This is a genomic window from Fundicoccus ignavus, from assembly GCF_009659375.1.
GTDB lineage: Bacteria > Bacillota > Bacilli > Lactobacillales > Aerococcaceae > Fundicoccus > Fundicoccus ignavus.
Genome location: NZ_WJQT01000012.1, coordinates 66,373 through 88,004, shown reverse-complemented (window position 1 = coordinate 88,004; position 21,632 = coordinate 66,373). Strand labels below are relative to the sequence as shown.

General features: G+C 37.0%; 15 protein-coding genes. 3 read left to right on the top strand and 12 right to left on the bottom strand.

Translation table 11 applies throughout. The features are described 5' to 3' along the window. Positions 1–1,018: 1,018 nt before the first annotated feature. On the bottom strand, positions 1,019–1,153 hold the full coding sequence (locus tag GF867_RS14250) for a hypothetical protein (protein ID WP_260394121.1): 135 nt from the start codon (positions 1,151–1,153) through the stop codon (positions 1,019–1,021). Between the two features lie 258 nt (positions 1,154–1,411). On the opposite strand from GF867_RS14250, the gene GF867_RS09030 reads away from it, so the two are divergent. Further along, a complete protein-coding gene (locus GF867_RS09030; RefSeq protein WP_153832777.1) occupies positions 1,412–2,410 on the top strand; it encodes a substrate-binding domain-containing protein in 999 nt (332 codons plus the stop codon). Between the two features lie 449 nt (positions 2,411–2,859). Here GF867_RS09030 and GF867_RS09025 read toward each other — a convergent pair whose 3' ends face one another. From GF867_RS09025 to GF867_RS09010, 4 genes are read right to left on the bottom strand one after another with little or no spacing between them, the layout of a single operon-like run. Beyond that, a complete protein-coding gene (locus tag GF867_RS09025) occupies positions 2,860–4,881 on the bottom strand; it encodes a beta-galactosidase (protein WP_153832776.1) in 2,022 nt (673 codons plus the stop codon). A gap of 8 nt (positions 4,882–4,889) precedes the next feature. Then, positions 4,890–5,756: a sugar ABC transporter permease gene (locus GF867_RS09020; protein ID WP_153832775.1), complete on the bottom strand. Its 867-nt coding sequence runs from the start codon at positions 5,754–5,756 to the stop codon at positions 4,890–4,892. Continuing rightward, entirely contained in the window at positions 5,756–7,018 is a 1,263-nt protein-coding gene (locus GF867_RS09015; protein WP_153832774.1) for a sugar ABC transporter permease, read from the bottom strand. The genes GF867_RS09020 and GF867_RS09015 overlap by 1 nt, the downstream gene beginning before the upstream one ends. Positions 7,019–7,047: 29 nt before the next feature. Further along, entirely contained in the window at positions 7,048–8,286 is a 1,239-nt protein-coding gene (locus GF867_RS09010; RefSeq protein WP_153832773.1) for an extracellular solute-binding protein, read from the bottom strand. A gap of 229 nt (positions 8,287–8,515) precedes the next feature. Here GF867_RS09010 and GF867_RS09005 point away from each other — a divergent pair, with 229 nt between their 5' ends. Then, positions 8,516–9,817 (top strand): hemolysin family protein, encoded by a 1,302-nt coding sequence (locus GF867_RS09005; RefSeq protein WP_153832772.1) that lies wholly within the window; start codon positions 8,516–8,518, stop codon positions 9,815–9,817. A gap of 1,191 nt (positions 9,818–11,008) precedes the next feature. Here GF867_RS09005 and GF867_RS09000 read toward each other — a convergent pair. From GF867_RS09000 to GF867_RS08975, 6 genes are all read right to left on the bottom strand, one after another. Then, complete coding sequence (locus GF867_RS09000) at positions 11,009–13,378, bottom strand: glycoside hydrolase family 3 protein (RefSeq protein WP_153832771.1); 2,370 nt, start codon at positions 13,376–13,378, stop codon at positions 11,009–11,011. A gap of 39 nt (positions 13,379–13,417) precedes the next feature. Then, the gene (locus GF867_RS08995; RefSeq protein WP_366927804.1) at positions 13,418–14,173 is read right to left on the bottom strand and encodes a helix-turn-helix domain-containing protein; all 756 of its coding nucleotides are present in this window, start codon (positions 14,171–14,173) and stop codon (positions 13,418–13,420) included. A 374-nt stretch (positions 14,174–14,547) separates the two neighbouring features. Continuing rightward, positions 14,548–15,387: a carbohydrate ABC transporter permease gene (locus GF867_RS08990; protein WP_153832770.1), complete on the bottom strand. Its 840-nt coding sequence runs from the start codon at positions 15,385–15,387 to the stop codon at positions 14,548–14,550. Further along, complete coding sequence (locus tag GF867_RS08985) at positions 15,377–16,342, bottom strand: carbohydrate ABC transporter permease (RefSeq protein ID WP_153832769.1); 966 nt, start codon at positions 16,340–16,342, stop codon at positions 15,377–15,379. The genes GF867_RS08990 and GF867_RS08985 overlap by 11 nt, the downstream gene beginning before the upstream one ends. An 85-nt stretch (positions 16,343–16,427) precedes the next feature. Continuing rightward, entirely contained in the window at positions 16,428–17,792 is a 1,365-nt protein-coding gene (locus tag GF867_RS08980) for a type 2 periplasmic-binding domain-containing protein (protein WP_153832768.1), read from the bottom strand. A gap of 789 nt (positions 17,793–18,581) precedes the next feature. After that, on the bottom strand, positions 18,582–19,592 hold the full coding sequence (locus tag GF867_RS08975) for an MsnO8 family LLM class oxidoreductase (RefSeq protein ID WP_153832767.1): 1,011 nt from the start codon (positions 19,590–19,592) through the stop codon (positions 18,582–18,584). Positions 19,593–20,307: 715 nt separating this feature from the next. Between GF867_RS08975 and GF867_RS08970 the strand changes: the two genes are divergently transcribed. After that, entirely contained in the window at positions 20,308–20,919 is a 612-nt protein-coding gene (locus GF867_RS08970) for a DUF6037 family protein (RefSeq protein WP_153832766.1), read from the top strand. A gap of 168 nt (positions 20,920–21,087) precedes the next feature. Here GF867_RS08970 and GF867_RS08965 read toward each other — a convergent pair whose 3' ends face one another. Then, a complete protein-coding gene (locus tag GF867_RS08965) occupies positions 21,088–21,393 on the bottom strand; it encodes a hypothetical protein (RefSeq protein ID WP_153832765.1) in 306 nt (101 codons plus the stop codon). Between the last annotated feature and the right edge of the window lie 239 nt (positions 21,394–21,632).

Sequence of the window (21,632 nt, the reverse complement as noted above, 5' to 3'; positions counted from 1 at the left end):
CGCTTGTGTCTATTCAAACAAGCTAGCCTTTTTATTAGTGTACAGATAATATATCTATCTTATTCCACGCTGTCTATGTTTTTATGAGGCCGTAAAAATCACTGTCCATTCTATAGGGTCCATTTTATAAGACTACAAATGAATCATGCTCTACTTTTTCTAACTGGAACTTGATTACATTCGAATCGTGCTCCACTTTCTCAAACTGAGACATGATTACACCCTATCGTGCTCCACTTTCTCAAACTGAGACATGATTGCACCCCTATCGTGCTTCACTTTTTTTTAACTGGAACATGATTACACCCCTATCGTGCTCCACTTTCTCAAACTGAGACATGATTACACCCCTATCATGCTCCACTTTCTCAAACTGAGACATGATTTCAACACAATCATGTTTCAGTTTTTCTAACTGGAACATGATTACACCCCTATCGTGCTCCACTTTCTCAAACTAGAACATGATTACACCCCTATCGTGCTCCACTTTTTTTAACTAGAACATGATACCACAAACAAGCTAGTATCTAATTCATTCTCTTGTAAGAAAACAAAGGCGGTGTCGTGCCCTTTCGTCCACGACGATCATATTAGAACCACAAGGCGTTTAAATCGTGTCGGCCAGCTGGCCGACACTCCTTTTGCTCTTCGCTTTTATTCAAGCAAAAGCACAAAGCCAAGACGGCTAATAACATACCTTCTAACCCTAACAAGTCTAATGCCCGAGGCCTTTAAGATTTGTTGAGCTTCTTTTACTATACACTTTTTCCTGATATATATAGTTGAAATACTAAGCGTAGCTCAGCGTCTTATTTTCCAAAGCGGTATAGATGGCAATCGGCGCAGTTTTCACTTATTATGAACAATTCGAGTTAGACAGTGCCTAGCCGATTGGCCTGGAAAGCCCGAAGGCTTCGAAAGCGACCGCTGCCTTGGATAAACAATCCGCTGGGCGAAGCACGCATAAAAAAAACACTTCCAACTGAAAGTGTCTCGAGGTACGTATTGTGGCTGATTATTTATTAAAAATCTTTGGTCCTTTTCGCATATATTTCGCATCATTTTTCGGCTCTGTCTTGTGTTCTGAGCGCCCACCTGATTGTTTATTCTTGATTATTTCCAACATCTTCGCTTTGGCTTTCGCATCCATTCTTTCCACCACCTTCAAATTATCTCTACATAGTCACGGCGGAATAAGTAGCGCTTAATTATATCAAACTACGCATCAATAAAGTATGAGAATTTGTTAAATTTTTTGATTCTACAAAAATTAACTCTATTCATCAGTTTCATCTCTTTTACAGATATTACATTAAACCCTTGTAAAAAAATTCATTGAAGACGCTACACTGTGATATACTGTAATATGAAAATTTTAACATTTAATTAGTTAAGGATAGGTGACAAAATGGTAACGTTAAACGATATTGCTAAAGCATCTGGCTTCTCGCCTGCCACTATTTCCCGACTCTTTAAAAATGATGCCACCCTATCAATTCGACCGCAGTCTAAGCAAATAATTTTTGATACAGCACTAAAATTGGGTTACCCCTTAGAAAAGATCCAATTCGCTTTTGACAAAATACTTTTTCTCTATTGGATTTCAGAAAATGACGAACAACAAGACGAATACTTCCAAGAAATGCACCAACAATTGAATTATTTTGCGAAAAATCGCCACTTCTCACTCACCATTATGCGAAAAGGACGCCTCGATGGTGAAATACTCAGCACTTATGATGCATTTATCGCTGTTGGTTCTTTTAGTATGAAAGATTTACAGTTGCTCGAAACTCATTTCGAACATGGTGTGTTCGTTGAGGCTCAGCACTTCCAGAATAAATTCGATACCGTTAATCCAGATTTAGAATATATCACGAAGAAAGCTATCCGCTTATTTCTCGATAAAGGCTACCGAAAAATAGGTTTCATCGGCGGCTCTTATTTCTCGCCTGATTTATCCATTGAGTCACGTGATATTCGCGAAAGTTATTTCCGTCATTATCTAGCTTCTTATAACTTACTACAAGAACGATATATCCATACTGGCGGTAAATTCTCAATCGAAACTGGAATTAAATTAGCTCATGCCATGCTGGCAAACTTGATAAATGATGATTTACCACAAGCGATTCTTATCGCATCCGATACAATTGCTTTAGGCGTACTGGAGGTTTTCGATCAACATCACATCCAAATTCCTGAGCAAATGGAAATCATCAGCATTAATAATAAAGCAACCGCACAACCTTGCTCGCTCACCTTAACAAGTTTCGCGATTGATATACCGGAAATTGCCCGGACCGCCATCAACTTACTTTATGAGCAATTAACCACCCACCGCAGAGTTAGCAAGAACGTACTTATCGGTTCCCGTTTATCAGAAGGTGATAGCTTTCATGAATAAATGCTTTTTCACAAAATACGCCTAAAGACGCTCTCCCATTTTATTCACTGTTGGAAGGCAGCCACTGTGATAATTGGACTAAGCTTAATCTAGCCGATCCTCTAAGACCTTTGACTAGATTAGCACGCTTTCTAGCCGATTCTCAGAAACTTTCGGCTAGATTAACCGAAAATCACACGCGACCAACTTTTTCTTGCAAGGAAACAAGGCGGTGTCGTTCTCTGCCGATCACGACGATTATATTAGAACAGCCAACCTTTTAAATCGTGTCGGTCGGCCAAACCACCGACACTCCGCTTTTAAAAGCCCTCACAACCGTGAAGCTTTGAAAGCGACCATTTCCTTGGAAAATCAATAAGCTGAACGAAGTACGAATACAATTAAAACAAACGACCTCTTCCCGACCAATATTACTTGGACTAGAAAGAGGTCGTTTGTTATTTAAATGCTTATTTACTCGTTAATACCATTGCTTCAAAACCTTGTAAAGTTAGCGTCGCCTCAACTGGTAAACCAGTTGACACATCTATTAAACCTTGAGGTACTTCAGCTGTTTGTACTTGGTCAGAGAAGTTCATCACGAAGTAATAACGCGTTCCTTCTGAATCTTCACGTGTTTGGACTGAAACACTGTCAGAAGACTTAGCGACGCTATTGCCTACAATTGTCAATTGATCTAACAACTCTCCATAGAACTTGCTTAAGAAATCATCACCCGTACGTGCTCCCATGAAATACGCTTGGCCTTTGCCATAGTGATTTACAGAAACGGCTGCTTGTCCTTGATAGAAATCAGCACCGTAAATCGCAAGTGTCTCTGCTGACGTTGTTTCAAAAACAGTCGCATAATCATGTACCTCATAGCTCGCATCTTGGAACTTAACTTGATTACGTTGGCTTGGATAATAGACATCGGTTTCGCTAATCACAATTCCCAGCATATCCTCTAAGCCTGGTATTGTTCCGCCGTCATAAACGAGATCTGTTTCATTTGCCATACCCGACATGTAAGTATAAACAACTGTTCCACCTGCTTCAACGTAAGTTTGAACCTTAGCCAGCAAATCGCGAGAATGTAGATACATCATTGGCATCACTAACAGCTTGTAACCATCAAAGTCATTATTTTTCGTAATGACATCGACGTTCACATCCTGACGCCAGAATGGACGGTAGTGATCATGCAGTGTATGGTGGTAATTCAAGTTTGTTTTTGAGAAACCTTGAATATCCTTGATCGCCCAATCATTTTCCCAATCATAATAAATCGCAATATCTGATTGTTTCATACTACCGACTAAACCATCTAATTGGGACATTCTTTCACCCAAACTCGCAACTTCTTGATACACGCGGTTGCGTTCAGGTGGAACATGTCCAATCACAGAACCGTGAAATTTCTCAGAAGACCCTTTAGAAGCCCTCATTTGGAAATATAATACACTATCTGAACCGTGTGCCAACAATTGTGTTGAAGCGAGTTTATGCATACCTGGTCGCTTAGGACGGTTAATATCATGCCAGTTCACAAAACTTGGTGAAGATTCCATAATTAGGAATGGCATCTCTTTTAGGCCTCTATATAAGTCGTTAATAAAGCCGACTTTCAAGGCCAGATCTGCTTCGGTTTCCCAGTCATTGTGCCAAGCCGGGTAACAGTCCCACGTGACGATGTCGACTATTTTGCTGAATTTAGAATAATCGAGTGCTTGGAATGGGATTAGATGTTCAGTATCCGCCATAAAGTTTGTCGTAACTGGAATATCTGTCGAATACTTGTTAATAGCTGCTCTCTCATGCAGATAAAAATCGATGGTTTGATCCGTTACAAAACGTCGCCAATCTAGATTTAAGGCATGGACTGCCATTTCACCTAATTGGTTTGGCGAATGAATGTGCGACCAGTCAGAATAAGTATGACTCCAGAATGTATTCCAGTAAGCCTGATTGACTGCTTCAAGGGTGCCGTACTTGTTTTGCATCCACAAACGGAAAGCCGACTGACATTGGTCACAATGACATTCACCTGAATATTCATTTGACAAGTGCCACATTAATAAACTTTCGCGGTGTCCATATCGTTCCGCTAATTTCTCATTAACAATGCGGACACATTCACGGTAATTCACAGAAGTGAAACAATGATTATGACGTCCACCAAAACGATTTTTCTCTAAACGTTCATTGACTCTTAGCACATCAGGGTATTTACTCGCCAACCAATTTGGTCGGGCACCAGAAGGTGTACCTAAAATGACCTTCATCCCATTTTCTTCAGCCTTGTCAAAGACTTGATCCAACCAAGTAAAATCAAAGTGATTTTCCTCAGGTTCTAATATGGACCAGGCAAACATGCCGACGGTAACGGTATTAATCTTTGCCTCCTTGAAATACTTAAAGTCTTCTTCAATGGTCTCCGGTCGCGTCAACCATTGTTCCGGGAAATAGTCCCCACCATGTAATAATTTCATTTGTCTTTCTATCCTTTCGTCCCTCCTGCTGTTAATCCAGATACAAAGTTATCTTGGAATAGCAAGAAGATGATGACAACAGGCACACTAATCAAAATCGAACCTGCCGCAAATTTTGTGTAACTCGCCGTCATCGGGTTCGTTACTAATTGATATAGCCCTAAAGGCAATGTATAACTTTCAACATTCCTTAACACAACTGATGATAAAGCAAAATCACCTAATGGCCCAGTAAAGCCATTGATCGCCACCACCGATAACATCGGCTTCGCTAATGGAATGAGAATGTTAAGTAAAATTCGTGTTGGGCTAGCGCCGTCAATTTTAGCACTTTCATCCAACGATAAAGGAATCGTGTCGAAGTAGCCCTTCATTAAGTAAGTGTTCATCGGAATCTGACCCCCTACATAAATAAACACGAGAAACAGATGATTGTTAATTAAGCCCAACATTTGACCCAAGACAAAAATCGCAATTAATGCCGAAAATTGTGGAATCATCTGCAGTAACATAAACATCATTAACCCATTCTTACGTCCAGTAAAACGAAATCTTGAAAAGGCATAAGCGGTAAATGTTACCGATAAAGTTGATAAAATCATCGTCGATACCGATACAAAAATAGAATTTTTAAACCACTTTAAATACTGTAATGATCCTTCGTTCTGGAATAAAGCCTGATAGTGTTCAAGTGTCGCTTTGCTTGGAATCATACTGGTACTAATCAAGCTGTTACCTGGGTTGAAACTTGCACCAATCGTCCACATAATTGGGTACAGAATAATCACAATCACAATTGAAATCACCAGATAAGATAATAAGAGCGAGGTATTGATGCGTCTTATTCTACCAGTGGGATGTTTGGTTGATGTCATTATTGCACCTCCTTAAATGAATTTGAACGTCTGAATTGCCATAAGGCGATAAAGATAACGAAGACGGATAATAAAATCGTTAAGGCCGCCGCTAATGCATACTGACTGTTCTGCATCGTTAGTTTATAAATCCAAGACACTAGAATATCCGTTCCACCCGCATTCGAACCTAGGACTGCTGGTCCACCGCCATTGAACAGATAAATAATATTGAAATTATTGAAGTTAAACGTATATTGCGTGATGATAATCGGTGTCATTGAATACAATATAATCGGCAACGTGATTTGCTTAAATTTCTGCCAAGCACTCGCCCCATCCATCACAGACGCTTCATATAATTCATCTGGAATGGATTGTAACGTTCCGGTAGTCACTAAGAAAATATACGGGAAACCGAGCCAAGTTTGAATTAACAACAAGGCAATTCTCGTCCAGTTGGGATCTGTCATCCATGAAATCGGACCAATCCCGACACTCGCTAAAATTTGGTTGTTAATGGCACCAAATGAATCGTTAAATAGACCAGCAAAAATCAGGATTGTCACAAAGCCTGGCACTGCCCAAGGCAACATAAAGATGGTCCGAATGAACTTCTTCGCCTTCAATTTCTTTTGATTCACAATAATAGCGAGAAGAATCCCTACGGATACTTGTAAAGTTGAAGCAACTAATGTCCACACAACCGTCCAACCCAAAACGTTAACGAATGTATTACGCCAAATATCCACTGAGAATATTTTCTTAAACGTTTCGAAGCCAACCCAATCTGCTAAGTTAGCAGGCGCCGAATGATATAGATCGTAGTTAGTAAACGCTAAAGAAATCGTAAACAAAATAGGAAACACTACCGAGAATAATAAAACAAAAAATGCAGGTCCTGTTAATAAATAAGGATACCCTTCATTCAAAATAGCATGATAAGTTCCTCGAATTGAATTCACTTGCTTGCCTTGACTCAACCGTTGACCATTTACATAGGCATCACGAATATTTAGACTATAGAATACTAAACCAACACTTATAATAATTAAAGCAACTAAACCTTCTGACAATAAAAAAATGGAGTTGTCTCTGGGAACTTCTGTTCCCAGAGTAACGAACCCCCAAATGCCAGCTTGGAAAAAGTCGCTGAAGACTAACATAAAAGCTGTAAATAAACTAAATATTACAAAGCCTTTAATATACTGCCGATTAAACAGTTGCCCTAATCCTGGTATTAAGGAAAGCATTGCACTAATAGGTGCTTGTTTGTCTTTCATTCACTTCCACCTCTTCCAATCTTTCAGCATTACTGTAACGCTTGATTTGTTGAAATAATTTGTTGAACTGCAATATCCAAAGCTTCTTGAGCTGTTGCTTGACCGTTCATCACAATTTGTAAAGCTGGATCCATTGAATTCCATACTTCATTCATTTGAACAATTCCTGGCACTAATTTAGCATGTTCAGATTGTAAAGCAATCGCTTCTGCCGCATCGTTTTCTACCACAGTTGGATGTTCAGATAAAGCTAACACTGCTGGGACTTCTAATGTTTCTTCATAACGCACTAATGAGTTTTCTTCATTTGTAATAAAAAGTAAAAACGCTTCAGCTAATTCTGGATTTTTCGTATAACTTGAAATGTTGTAACTCTTAACGCCTGCTACTGATTGCATATGTTCGCCATTAGGTAACAGTGGTAACTCTTTAACACCATAGTTTAAGCCGGCTGAAGAGAATGGTTCTAGATTCCAAGGTCCAGAAATAACTGCTTGTACACGCCCTTCAACAAACAAGGCTTCTAAAACGTTGATGCCTTGTTCACCAATGATGCCATCTGGGAATAATTTCTCAGTATAGAACTTCGATACATAATCAACCGCTTCAACCGCACCTGCATTGTTTAAACCAACATCTTCAGGTAAGTAATTGCCATTTTCATCTTGATTGAAGATGTAGCCGCCATATCCCCCAATGACACCCATGGTGTAGTAAAGTTGGTCAAACAAAGCCAAGAAGGCATAAGCGTCACTCGTGTTATTCTGAGATAGTTCGTACCAGCCTTCTAATGAATCCGGAAGATCTTCCTCTGCAATTAAGTCTTTGTTGTAGAATAGAATTTGCGTTTCCACAGATTTTGGCAGCCCATATAACTTCCCATCAATTGTTTGGGACTGAATTGAAGCCTCTGTAAAACTTGCTTTCACTGCGTCATCCGCATTGACTTCTTTAACTAAGCCTTCTACCACCGCTGTCCCGATTTGATCAGCTGGCATAGTGAAGACATCAGGACCTGAACCAGCTGGACCATCCAGACGTAAATCTTCTAATTGTTGAGCATAGGCTTTTTCAACGACTAGAATATTCACACCATGTTCCGCTTCAAATTTTTCGACAGCAGCCGCAATCCCAATGCCTTTGTTGACATCTTCCCAGACAACTAAATCGTATTCTTCTTGCGCATTCACTTGACTGACCGCAGCATTTGACAATAAGCCTCCTAAGGCTAACATCGAACTTAATAGTACTCTACTCAATTTTTTCATTTCCAACTTCCTTTCTGTAATCGCTTTCTATTTTAATCATAACAAACTATTTTAAAAGGTCTTCAAAATAATCACAACTTCTTAGAAATTTAGTAAATAAATTTACTAAAGCTCTTTGTATAGTATTTTGGATAAAATTTTGGCTTATTTGGATATACTTTTGGACATTAGATGGCGTTTGATTGTACAATAGGGTTACAACTTATTTTATCAATCGAAGGAGACATAAATGTTAACACCTATTATATTATTAATCATCTTTACCTTGCTTAACGGATTCTTCTCTGGTTCCGAAATGGCCTTTATTACGGCTAATGCGAGCAAACTAGAAAAAGAAGCCGAAGCTGGTAGCAAGAAGGCCAAGCTTTCCTTGCAATTGTATCGCAATCAGGACCGTGTACTGGCAGTCGTTCAAGTCGCTATCACACTGATCGGCACACTGAATTCATCTTTTGCGACGAGTGGATTGTCTCAATTCATCTCGCCTTATATTGGTGAAAAAGGAGCCGCTATTGTCATCGCCCTATTTGTCACTGTGTTAACGTTAATCTTTGGTGAATTGTTACCTAAGTCAATCGGACAAGCTATTCCAGAAAAATATACCAAGTTTGCAGCTTCTTCAATTAACCTTATCTACACTGTCTTTAAACCAGCAGTTTGGTTTTTAACAAAGGCTCTGTCTTTCTTCCAAAAACTATTACCGATTGATTTTTCCGATGAAGATGAAAAACTAACCTTCTCAAACATTCGCGAAATCGTGATTAAAGGTGGCGCAGACGGCGCTTTAGAGACAGATGAAGTTTCGATGATGCAAGGTGTCTTGAAATTAAACCGTCGTAACGTGCGCGAAGTAATGGTGCCACGTAAACTGGCTTTGATGATTGATATTAATAAAGACCGCGAAGAAACACATGAACTCATCGTCTCTTCAAGTTTTTCACGTATTCCTATCTACGAAGAAGATAAAGAGAACATTTTAGGTATCTTATTAGTGAAGGATTATCTACGTGCAAGTGTCATCGCTGGTGACTATCATGATGTCGATATTAGAGACTTGGCGCTGGATGCTTTTGTCGTGCCGGAAACGCTATTACTTGATGATTTATTTAGCCAAATTCAACAGGCTAATAACCATATGGCAATCGTTTCAGATGAATACGGCCAAACCGTGGGGATTGTAACCCTTGAAGATATTTTCGAAGAAATCGTAGGTGAAATTTACGACGAATACGATACCGTTGATGAAGATGATCACATGTTGCAACAAATCGATAAGAACACTTGGTTAATTAACGGTTTGATGAATATCAACGACTTCAACGAACGCTTTAAAACAATTATTAACAGTCACGAAGTCGATACAATCGGTGGTTACTTTACTTATAAAGCCGAAATTATTCCAAGTGAAGACACCATTGGTACCACACTTGAAGTGGAAGGTTATGTATTTGAATTATTACAAATCAACGAAGCCACTACAACTCAATTAAAATTAACTAAACTTTCTGACCCAATCGAAACAACAAACTAAGCCACAATACGAACCCCAGACACCTAGCCAACTGGTTGAGTGTCTGGGGTTTTATGTGCGGTTAATTGCTATTTGGGGAAATTTGTTTGATGTGAAAAAATCAAACTCTCCCTTATTACGAGGTTGAGAAGCAGAGAGATAGCCAGCTCTACTTTTCTGTTTCTTCTTTGTTGATAGCAATCTGGTTTAATGTTGTCAATTTTTAATTTAGGATCGGAATCATCGCGCAGTGCTCGTTACTTCTTTACGAAGCATTGAGCTGTTCTCTGTTAATGCAGTCTTAATGCTCCGGACCTTCGTTTCCGGAGCGAGGGACTTTTAGGGGCATTTGGGTAACTCGCTCAATTCGGAGGCTACTGAAAAAGTAGCACTTTTCAAAAGAGAGGTGGGAAAGCTCACTAAAATCAACAACAAATATAGGTTGATGTCCTACAAAACCTATACATAATCAGTTATTTTAAGTGGAATCCACCACTATGAGAATATTTTAATGCTTTTTCAGCAGCCTTCTCAATTCGCGAGGAGCTTCCGGCAATATTTTACCCTTACAAAACTTGTATGACTTTCAACAAGAAAACCGTGGCGGTGTCGTGTCCCACGGTCCACGACGATTATATTAGAAACACAAAGTATTTTATTTGTGTTGATCAGCAGGCCGACACTCCTTTTGCATTTCATTTCGAACGATGCAATAAAGAGCGCCAATTGAGTTAAGAACATCACTTGATAAACCATCAACTGAGCGAAATACAGAGATTGGTTAATTAACAATAGTTTATAACCTTCAGCAAAGAGATGGACAATAAGTCTCAACCGATACTTAAGGCTAAGCAGAAGAAAGAACCCTCCCAGTCAATTTATCATGACGACTGTGATGGTTCTTTTTTTGAATAATCTTTCTATATCATTTATTCTGAATGATACGTTATCAAAATGTCCCACTCAAATTTGTTAATTTCATCCTCATTAAAAGCAAACCGATGTCATGTATCACACCGACCTATCCTCTGACACGAACGCTACGTACATCAAAATTTCGTTTTTTAGGCTCGAAAACCGTCTCAATATCTATCTTTCTTAGAGAGCCTATACGTATTCTTACCTGAATGACTTTCTAATACTTCTTTTGCTCAGGTTTAATCGAATCTCCACACGGTAATGACACTGATTATCTGTTGGTGGTCAGATAGTTTAGCCTTTAAGCTTTTGAATTAATCTGAGTATATTGAGTGCAGAACGTTGAACCTCTTTCAAGTGGATACCTTCAGGATGATTTAAGGACTGAATGAGAGAATCATCCGATTCTTTTACTTCGAATGAATGCCCCCCTGGCATCAAGATATCCACTTGGGCTCTGATTCGATAGGCATTATTTTCAAGGTATTCATAGTTTGGATCAGGCGACATACGCATCCACCAATCTGTCATAACACACCCTTGAAAGCCCCATTCATTTCTCAATATTTCGGTCATTAAGTCATAATGGTAATGGGCCCATATTCCATTAATTTTATTATAAGCTGCCATAATCGCATGAGGCTGAGCTTCTTTTATGCATATTTCAAAAGCTTTTAGGTAAATTTCTCTTAAAGCTCTTTCTGATACCCTAGAATCATTATAATTTCGATTGGTTTCTTGATTATTACATGCAAAATGTTTGGGACAAGCTGATACTTTTTCGGTTTGAACACCTTTAACATAACTCGCTGCCATTTTGCCTGTTAAATAAGGATCTTCAGAGAAGTACTCGAAGTTTCGTCCTCCTAAGGGATTACGATGAATATTAATCCCTGGTGCGAGAATAATGTCAGAACCCAGTTCATGCAATTCTTTTCCAAACTCTTTCCCAATTCGATGAATCAAATTCAAATTCCAGGTGCTTGCTAATGCTGTCCCACAGGGTAATAAGGAGGCATAATAATTGAGACGAATTCCTGCTGGACCATCCGTTGTAATAATGGGTGGAATTCCTTTATCCCTTAAAGATTCAATCGTTCCACCAAACATTCCTGCATTACCTTTTGGTCCAAAAGAACTATTCATCCTACCTTCACCACGTGTGAGAGCATCTAATTCAATTGTTGATAAAGAATTTATAATCGCTTGCATTGATTGTTCGGTATTTAGAAAATATTGACTGCCATCCAATTCAGGAAATGATTCTAATTGCTCATCAATTCTCACTTTCACAGGAATCTGCTGGCGAGTGACTGGTTGATACCTCTTAACTAACTTTCCATCAATGGTTTCCGCAACTAATCGTTTAAAATTTTCATTAGGTGCTGAAATTTGACTCAGTTCTTCGATAACAGTTAGCTCTTTTAAAGAATATGTCCCTACCTTTTTTAGGTGAGTGACACAATCTCCAACAAGGAACTCGTAATCACCTGCTTCTAATAGATAACTGAATGGGTGTCCAGTTACACCCGTGTCATCATAAGAGGCTAATTCTTTCAAGTTAAAAGTAAGTTCAACTTCTTGGCTCTCATTGGGTTTAAGCAATTGAGTTTTAGCAAATCGAATTAAATTTCGACGTGATTTACCTAGTCGACCTTGTGGAGGATGATAATACACTTGAACTGTTTGCTTACCAGCAACTTTTCCTACATTAGTGACATTGGTGGTAATGTTAATTTTTGTGCCTTCGATAATACATTTTGAATCTAGCGAAAACTTCGAATAGCTCAGTCCGTATCCAAATGGATAGAGAACTTTTTCTGGATGAAAAGTCTCAAAGTAACGATAGCCAACAAATATATCTTCCACATATTCAACAAAATCTTCCTGTCCAAAGTGATCAGAACTTGGATAATCTTTATAATGACGGGCTATAGTATCTGGTAATTTCCCTGAAGGATTGACATCCCCAACTAATAGATCAGCCAGTGCATTTCCACTTTCCATTCCCCCCTGCCAAGCGAACAGAATTGCTGAGAAATTATAGTGTTCAGTCCACGTAAGATCCATTACATTCCCACTATTTATGATCAAGACGACTTTTTCAAAATGTTTCGTAACCTGTTCGATGAGCGCTGTCTCTTTTTCAGTTAAATAATAACTTCCAGCCTCTAAGATATTCTCCCTGTCTTCACCTGCTGCTCTTCCGATTACTACAATCGCGACATCCGTTTGCTCAGCAGCTTGAATCATTAATGAATCATCTACAGACATTTCTTCAAAGTAACGCGGCCATTGACCCCATATTTCATCTTTAACCTTATGATTATTCGCGTATTCTTCGTAAACTTCAGCTAAGGGTTCATATAATTGAACTGATTTATTCTTAAGTCCGTCGATTACATTAACTACTTCGGGAGGATTTACCTCTCCACCTGAACCATAGCCTACAAAAAAATAATCTAATTGTGTTCTTCCAAAAACCGCTACCTTACTTTGAGGTTTTATTGGCAACACACCATCATTTTCTAAGAGAACTATACTTTCTCCTGCTGCTTCTCTTAAAAGTTCTTTCATCTTTGGCCGACTCTTTCTTTCACCAAGAATCCCATCCTTTATGTTAATAAGTTGTACCAACTCATTAACATTCGCTGAATTTGTCATGTCTCTCCTCCACTCATCAAGGTAAAATCTATCTGTAAATCATTCGATGTTTACCATATCTAATGTCATATAATGTTGATCTCTAAAAACCTTAGGTGTCATTCCGACGTAATCTTTAAAATGTTTAATAAAATGACTTTGTGATGAATATGAAAATTTATTAGCTATATCCAAAATCGATTCATCTGAGTACCTCAATAAATTCATGGATAATTTTATTTTTTGTTGATTGATATAGTTACTGATTGGCTGGCCCATCTCAGATTTAAACAGTCGTGACAAATAACTTGAATTGAGTCTTAATTCCTTCGCAATATCCTCCACAAAAATTCGTTCTTGAATGTGTGCATAAATATAATTTTTACATTCAGTCACATGCTTACTAGCTTTATCATTTTTTTTAATCATCCGCATTTTATCCGTAAAATCCCACACCATTGTTTCATGAAGTCGATGGACCTCTTCAAAGGTTTGTAATTGATCCATCTTTTGTATATAGTAATCACTTAAGCGAAAAGCTCTTTCAATTTCCATACCAGCACTGCTGCAAAATCTTGTAATCATTGCGGTAGTAACGACAAAATGATATTTAATGTTAACAATCGGATTGTTTGAAAGTTTACCGACACCTTTTGATTCAATAAATTTATTTTGTTTTAAGTTCTTTTCAATCACGCTTAGGTTACCTTCAGCAACTGCTTTATAAAATAAATATTCTTCTGATAACTTGCGGTGAAATATACCTTGTTCAGAAAAATCTGGTTCAATTATCCATTTATCATTAAACGGTCCCACTATTATACACCTCTTTTAAAACTTTAATCTGATTAGCTTATTTATTTATATAATAGCATCAATCTGAAAAAGAGTAATGGTTGAATAACTGAATGGATGAAATGAGCCGAAAAAATACTTATATAAGCAAGGTCACAGTCAATCGTCACTTCTTCATATCAGCTACTTAAAGTCTTGATAAATCGACCGATGATAACCTATGTTTCATTCGCCTTCACTCAACCAACGACTGAATTGCTTCTCTTTACTCAATCTAGTTATATGGATAACGTTTCAATTTTATTTGAGATAGTTTCTATTTATACTGCCAGATTTTCTTCTTTATCTTGTACGATTTATTAATAGGATGCACTCTTCATCCTATCAGTAATAGGTTATTCTTTCACACTTCCTAATGTCACACCTGCAATAATATATTTAGACAACAGTAGGTAAACGATTACAATAGGAATAATAGCCACCACTATCATCATATAAACTTTAGCCATATCAAAGTTCATAAAATCAGCACCGCGAAGTGTTGCAATTAAAACTGGAACAGTCATTTTATCTTTAGAATTAATAATTAATGCCGGGATAAAGTAATTATTCCACGCACCCACAAATACAAAAATGGCCTGGACCGCCATAGCTGGCTTCATAATCGGCAAGACGATTCTATTAAAAATTGCAAATTCTCCACAACCATCAATCCTTGCAGCTTCAACAATTGATAATGATAAGGTCGCTTTTAAATAACTAAACATAAAGTAAAAAACAGCCGGTGAAGCTATCGATGGAATAATCAAGGGCCATAGCGTATCATCTAAGTTTAAATTTGTGATGAGACGCAAAAATCCCATTGCTGTTACTTGAGTTGGCATCACTAAAATAGCCATAATAAACGTAAATGCCCATTTTTTCATTTTGAAATCATAGCGATAAATTCCGTACGCGGTTAATGCTGAGAAGTATGTACACAAAACAGCGACCGCTGTTGAGACCCAAACACTGTTGGCAATTCCTCTAAACATCGGAAAGGTACCGTCCGTCGCAACCTTGCGCAAGTTTTCCATAAAATGACTCCCTGGTAAAGCGGAAAATCCTTTTTGCAATTCTGAATGAGAGCGAGTTGAATTGATAATCAGAATATAAAAGGAAAACAAGCACAAAATAGATAAGAATATTAACACTATATATTTGGCTACAATGTACAGTAATCGTTTACTTTTCATTTAGTGTCACGTCCTTTTTTTTGTTCTTTTTTGCTTTTTCACGCATCATACCCGTTGGATCTTTTTCTTCTAGCATTTTGTACACAAAATAACATAGAATGCCACTTACAATAAATAAGTAGACAGACAAAGCTCCTGCCATTCCATAGTTCCGGCTCTTTAAATGACTGTTAAGAAACATGATTAAAGTCATGGATGTACGATTAGGAGATCCTTGCCCATTCGTCAGAATTTGGGGAACATCAAACATTTGTAATCCACCGATTATGGATGTGATTAAAGTATAAGTCAGAATAGGGCGAATTAAAGGCAATGTAATGAGCGTAAACTTTTGAAATGGTGAACATCCATCTATTTCTGCAGATTCGAATATTTCCTCATTAATACCAAGTATAGCTGCCATTAACAGTATAGCAGTATTACCAAACCACATGAGAAAATTCATAAACCCTATCATAGCTCTTGTTCCAAAAGGGGTCCCTAGAAAATCAATCTTCTCTTTTATCCAACCCAAGTCCAAAAGTATTGAGTTTACAGGACCATTCGTTGAAAATAAAGCAAAAAACATCATTGCAAAAGCTGACGCCATGATTAAATTAGGTAAATACATGACGACTTTAAAAAATTGTAAACCTGTCATTTTTGTCCGTTTATCTGTAAACCATACAGCTAATAACATCGCTACGGTAATTTGGGGAATAAAACCTAAAGACCATAATACCATCGTATTGCCTGCATAGCGTAACATATCTGAATCCAATAAAGCTTTGTAGTTCGCTAGGCCAATGAAATTTGGACCTATTATACGCATTCCTGATCTAAAATACTCAAAAAAGCTAAACCTTATTGTATCCAAAAGTGGAATTAATGAAAAAATAAAATAGGTAATAAAGAATGGGATGATGAATATATATCCCCATTTTGAATAGTTGACTGAGCGCTTGCTTCGTTTCATATCGATTCTCCTTCAAGAAACAAAGCGAAGAAAAGCCATAATTACACTGCTTACTTCGCTTTATAATTTGGTTAACTGTTCATTATTATTCTGGCCATGCGACTTCAGTTATTTCAGGATGACGTTCTTTAACAGCTATTTCAAAGTTTTCTTTTGCTTGTTCAAAAGTTACTTGACCTTGGAAATAATCTCCAAATGCATTCTGAATTAATTCTACACAAGCTTGATCATAAGCTGATAAAGGTGCCACTTTGATATTCTCTGCAACGGGTGTAAAGTATGTGAAGGGGTTTTGACCAGCTAAGAATTCATGAGAAAATGTATCATCTTCACTAACTTCTTTCATACCGCTCATCGTATTTGTAAAATCTAAATATTCTCTAGATATGTTCAATAAATTCTCTTTGTTGGCAGTTAACTCAAGAATTATATCTTTTGCATATTCTAAATTATCACTCCCCGTAGCTGCATGAATATAAGATCCACCCCAATTATATTCTTGAGGCGGTGTGGTCACTGCCCACGACCCTTCTGCTCCATCCCAGTTGGGTTTTAGAACAAAGTCGATTCCCCAAGCCGGAAACAGAAATCCAAATGTTTTAGATTGAGATCCCATCGCTTTATTCCAATCATCATTCCATTGGCCTTTTACAGTCTCATCAAAGTAGCCCGCTTCTAACCATTCTTTTGAATCAGTGACCCAATCAATAATTTTTTGATCAACCTTAATAACAGTTGAATCTGGCTCTACCCATGATTGTTCAATAGCATTTCCATAGAGCCTGAATGTATCCGCATAGGAAGAGAACACATAATAACCTTTTTCTTTAAGAGCTTCTGCACTTTCTTTTAATACATCCCAATTTTCAGTTTTCTTAGCAATTTCCTCAGGGTCATCTGTACCAAATACCTCTAAAGCGATATCACGGCGATAAACCAATAGACCGGGTGCCCCTTGCCAAGTTGATCCTCTTTGAACACCGCTTTGGTCTGAAGGAGTGGTTCTTGAAAATTCAAATTGATCTGCCAAATCCTTCTCGACATCGATGCCTAAATCTACCAACGGGATTGTAACATCAACTACTTCATCCACATACTTGTTAACATAATCTGTTTCAGATAAAAAGATATCGACTAAATCATCTCCAGTAGCATCCATCTGTTTTAGTAAAGCCTCATCGAGTTTTTGTTGATAGACACCATCTTGATTTGGGTTAATGATCCAATGAATTTCGGTACCATCCTTTAAAGTAGTGATTGTTCCATCATCTGATGTTGACTCCACCTTAGAGTATACTGCCACCACACGATCTCTAAACTCTGTATTCCAAGAGTAAATATTAATCACTTTTCCCTCTTCAGCCCTAACCTCTACCAATGAATTGGCCGAAGATACCATAACAGAACTCAGCATGAGTGCTATACAACTTTTTCTCCAAAACTTTCTCATAAAATCCCTCCTAATAGTTTGACACTTTCGATGTCATAAGATAGTTACATATTATCAATTATGATAAATCTGCGTTACTAGACCAGTGACAATTATAGCAGTTTCATGACATTAATTAATACGCTTACATTTTATTCCTCAAGCATCCCATCAATTGCCCATTATTCTGTAGACAGCAGTATGTTGTAGAAAGATTGATTATTCGCACTTTTTGCCCCTCATTTTTAAGCCTTAACATTCAATTCTAGGTCGCTGATCGAGAGAAGTTGCCTTATCATTAATCAAAGAATAGCATTAATCTGTTACTTTTATTTATCACTTTAGACAGCACATTCTTCATATCTTGTCATTCAGTCATATTCTTACCATATGTGTAAGCTTCTCTTTATTGTTTGACACTCTAAGAAAGTGAGTCTTTGACCACGTTAACTGTTTAATGTACATCTTCTTCCTTGACCTATCCATCCTACTTATCAATTGTTTTAGTAGATTAAATATTGTGTCGAGAATATCCACTTTTATAACGAAAGTCCAAGATTATGAGTGAATAAACCTTACAGCCATCGTTCATAGTTAACCGTTTAAAACAATATAAATAAAACAAAGCATTTTTCTATAGAGTTAGAAAATGCTTTGATCTGTATCTGAATAAGGTATCTTATTAATTTTATCATTCTTACATTATTGATCGTCGATTAAGATGAGTGAAACTAAATGACCGTTTGACTTAAGTGGGTCAACTGGTATAAAGAGTTCTTCTCGTTGAGTCGATTCTGCATATCCGATCACTCAAATTTTATTAAACATTCTTGCTAAGTGTTTATAAGAGTCTAAGCGTTTTTGCGGATCAAAAATAGGTGAGTAAGCTAACAATTCATTAATCCCTAATAAGGCTTGTTCTTCTTCAATAAGTCTTTGAACTTTCTCTGGTGTACCTTTTAAGATGAAACGTTTTGCTTGGTTATTGTTTAAATAATCCGCTTCACCTGGTGTGAATTCATAATCTTTGACGGCTTCTGGAGCAGCATTTCGAATCATTCGACCACGTCTCAAGGCAATTTGTTGCATTTCAATCGGTTTTGCTAAATAATTTGCTTCTTCCTCAGAATCTGCAATCACAACCAGATAACTCACCATCACAGTAGGTTCTTGGAAGAATTCACTAGCTTTGAATTGCTTGCGATATAATTCAAAAACAGCAGGATCCGTTTCTAAGCCAAAGAATTTCGCAAAGCTATAACCCAGCCCCATCTCAGCCGCCTTAGTCGCCGACTGACCCGATGAGCCTAACATCCAAGGTTCCGGTAAAGTCTCAACGCCAAGAGGTGCGGCCTTCGTATTGCCATAAAAATTTGCTGCTTTTTGATCCAATAAGTAGTCTAAAATCACTTCAATCTTGTCATACTGGTCATCGAATGCATTGGGTTTACCTTGAGCCAAGGCTACAATTTCATTTGAACCACTGCCTGGCGCACGTCCCAAGCCAATATCAATACGGTTAGGGGCAAGGGCCGTCAAGGTCTTAAAGTCTTCTGCAATCTTAAGCGGAGAGTAATGCATAATCATGGTACCGCCCGTACCCAAGCGTAGTTTGCTCGTTATCGCTGACATATAAGCTGCTAATAGTTCTGGTGATACACTTGCGTGCGTTGGCGAATTATGGTGCTCAGCGAACCAATGGCGTTTAAAGTTCATCGCTTCAATCTCTTTAACAAACTGAGCTGTGCGTAAGTAAGCAGCTTCAGGTTTTTCATCACCATTCAGTGTAATTAAATCATGTACTCCTAATTCTAAATCCATTTAGATCCTCCTGATAATTATTTACTCATAACACATCTATTGTAACATTTTTTTAAACATTTTCATTCAAAAACACTTATGAATGTTATTAAGTCATCCTCTTTTATACCTTATGCGTATGATTCATATTATGATGAGAATTTTTTTGTTAATAGAAGAGATATTGTCAGCGAGAAGCGTCATGACAAAATGAACCACACTTTGCTTTGTAAAAATCCATTGGTTGATATGACAATTGACGGTTGGGAGCACCTGCATAAGAATCTCAATACGCGAAAAAATTGTTTTAATCACTTTGATTATTGTCGCTTTTATTAACATATTTGCGTGTAACACGACATCTTTATGTCGTAGACTGTGGCTATTAAAGGTTAGCCAAAAGTTAGCCATTCAACAAAAAAAGCACTCTCTCGCAATTGAGAAAGTGCTTTGCTTTGAAAAATGATTGGTACTCGACTTCTTCGAAATCTCCGTCCCATATTGTATTCGTAAGCGAATGAATTCGCAACGACTCCAATAATTAACGTTTTGAGAATAGCAAGCTGTGCATTGGGTCATCTATCAACTACACAAATCGCTTCTTATCAACATTCCTATAACTGAAAAATTGATAGAAAATGATAGAAATAGTTGAAAATAGATTTAAATTGCACCAAGTTGCACCATACTAATTTGATATTCCAGCCATTTAATACAATTGAAAAGAGGAATAATTATGACGCTACCTTTGGAAAACTTGAAAAGTTTAGTGAAAAATATGAAAGATAATAATTGGATTATTGATTCTTTCTTATTTGAGTTTAACCAAGAAAGATATATCGTTGTTGTTAACTTAGATTTTAAGAGTTCAAACAATCTCGTCTCTTCAGAATTAATTTTTTATGATTACCAAAACATTAAACGTTCTCTTAAATGTTTGGCAAATCGCTTGAGACTTTTCATTGATGATAGTTCAATTTTTGATTTTTTTAATATTCAACCTACAGGAAGATTTGGTAACGCAATTGAGTATTTTTTAACTCAATTAGGAGAATCTATTCCTCCTTTACCATCAAAGATAAAATCTGAAGGTGAAAAACAAATATTACAAAAATTGGCTGTTTCATTAGATTCAAATAAAAACAGTGGACCTTACTGCTATAAAACAATTAGACATAATGGAAATAAGAGAAGGTCTAAAGAAAACAATACCAAGACCAAAATTTTGAGGCCTGAATTATATGAAATAATAGGTAATGATCATACCATTAGTTTTTGTTTTAGTAATGATCCATCGTTAGAAAAAAATGACGCTCAGATTCTCGCTAATTTAAATCATTTCATTTAGCGTACTTAAGATATTACTATCAGGTAAAGGGATCAAAATATTTCCCAAAATACCTGATAGTTCAAATTGATATTTGAAAATATACGCTACTGGATAAAAAATATTACTCCTCCAGTAACTTATAATTTTAAATAACTTCTTATAGATTAACAGCAAATAGTTTTTAAACTATAACTGGGTTATTGCTTGTAACAATTCATCTACTGATTGAAATCTTTCAGCTTTATTGCTAGATAATCCTTTGTTTATAAATTTCTTTAATATATTATCTTGAATGTTATTTAAATTTGTTTTTCCAGTTAAAACAAAACTAACTACTCTTGTTAGTGCATATGTTTCATGCAAAATATTATATGATTGAAACCCATCTGTAATTAAAGCAGGATCATTAAAACTTCCTTTAAATTCGGTTTGTATGCTAGTTAATTGACTATTTGTTTTTTTTATTAAACCAAAATCTGATATTTTAATCACATCTACATCCTCGTATGCTTTAACCAATATGTGCCAATTTTTATAATTTACAAGCACGTATTCGAGTGTCATTTTTATTAACTTATCATATGCCGAAGACGATTAAGCCTGTCATTTATCAAAATGAAAGCAGGACATTAGTAGCATAAAAAAAAATCAAGCTACATTTCTGTAACTTGATTTACAATTCTCTGACCAACACCAGTTGTCAAAGAGCCTTATAATTCAACTTATTTTTT

Excerpts from the sequence above, each read along its gene's own strand:
- GF867_RS14250 (WP_260394121.1), bottom strand. The coding sequence starts at position 1,153 with ATGGATGCGAAAGCCAAAGCGAAGATGTTGGAAATAATCAAGAATAAA.
- GF867_RS09030 (WP_153832777.1), top strand. The coding sequence starts at position 1,412 with ATGGTAACGTTAAACGATATTGCTAAAGCATCTGGCTTCTCGCCTGCC.
- GF867_RS09025 (WP_153832776.1), bottom strand. The coding sequence starts at position 4,881 with ATGAAATTATTACATGGTGGGGACTATTTCCCGGAACAATGGTTGACG.
- GF867_RS09020 (WP_153832775.1), bottom strand. The coding sequence starts at position 5,756 with ATGACATCAACCAAACATCCCACTGGTAGAATAAGACGCATCAATACC.
- GF867_RS09015 (WP_153832774.1), bottom strand. The coding sequence starts at position 7,018 with ATGAAAGACAAACAAGCACCTATTAGTGCAATGCTTTCCTTAATACCA.
- GF867_RS09010 (WP_153832773.1), bottom strand. The coding sequence starts at position 8,286 with ATGAAAAAATTGAGTAGAGTACTATTAAGTTCGATGTTAGCCTTAGGA.
- GF867_RS09005 (WP_153832772.1), top strand. The coding sequence starts at position 8,516 with ATGTTAACACCTATTATATTATTAATCATCTTTACCTTGCTTAACGGA.
- GF867_RS09000 (WP_153832771.1), bottom strand. The coding sequence starts at position 13,378 with ATGACAAATTCAGCGAATGTTAATGAGTTGGTACAACTTATTAACATA.
- GF867_RS08990 (WP_153832770.1), bottom strand. The coding sequence starts at position 15,387 with ATGAAAAGTAAACGATTACTGTACATTGTAGCCAAATATATAGTGTTA.
- GF867_RS08985 (WP_153832769.1), bottom strand. The coding sequence starts at position 16,342 with ATGAAACGAAGCAAGCGCTCAGTCAACTATTCAAAATGGGGATATATA.
- GF867_RS08980 (WP_153832768.1), bottom strand. The coding sequence starts at position 17,792 with ATGAGAAAGTTTTGGAGAAAAAGTTGTATAGCACTCATGCTGAGTTCT.
- GF867_RS08975 (WP_153832767.1), bottom strand. The coding sequence starts at position 19,592 with ATGGATTTAGAATTAGGAGTACATGATTTAATTACACTGAATGGTGAT.
- GF867_RS08970 (WP_153832766.1), top strand. The coding sequence starts at position 20,308 with ATGACGCTACCTTTGGAAAACTTGAAAAGTTTAGTGAAAAATATGAAA.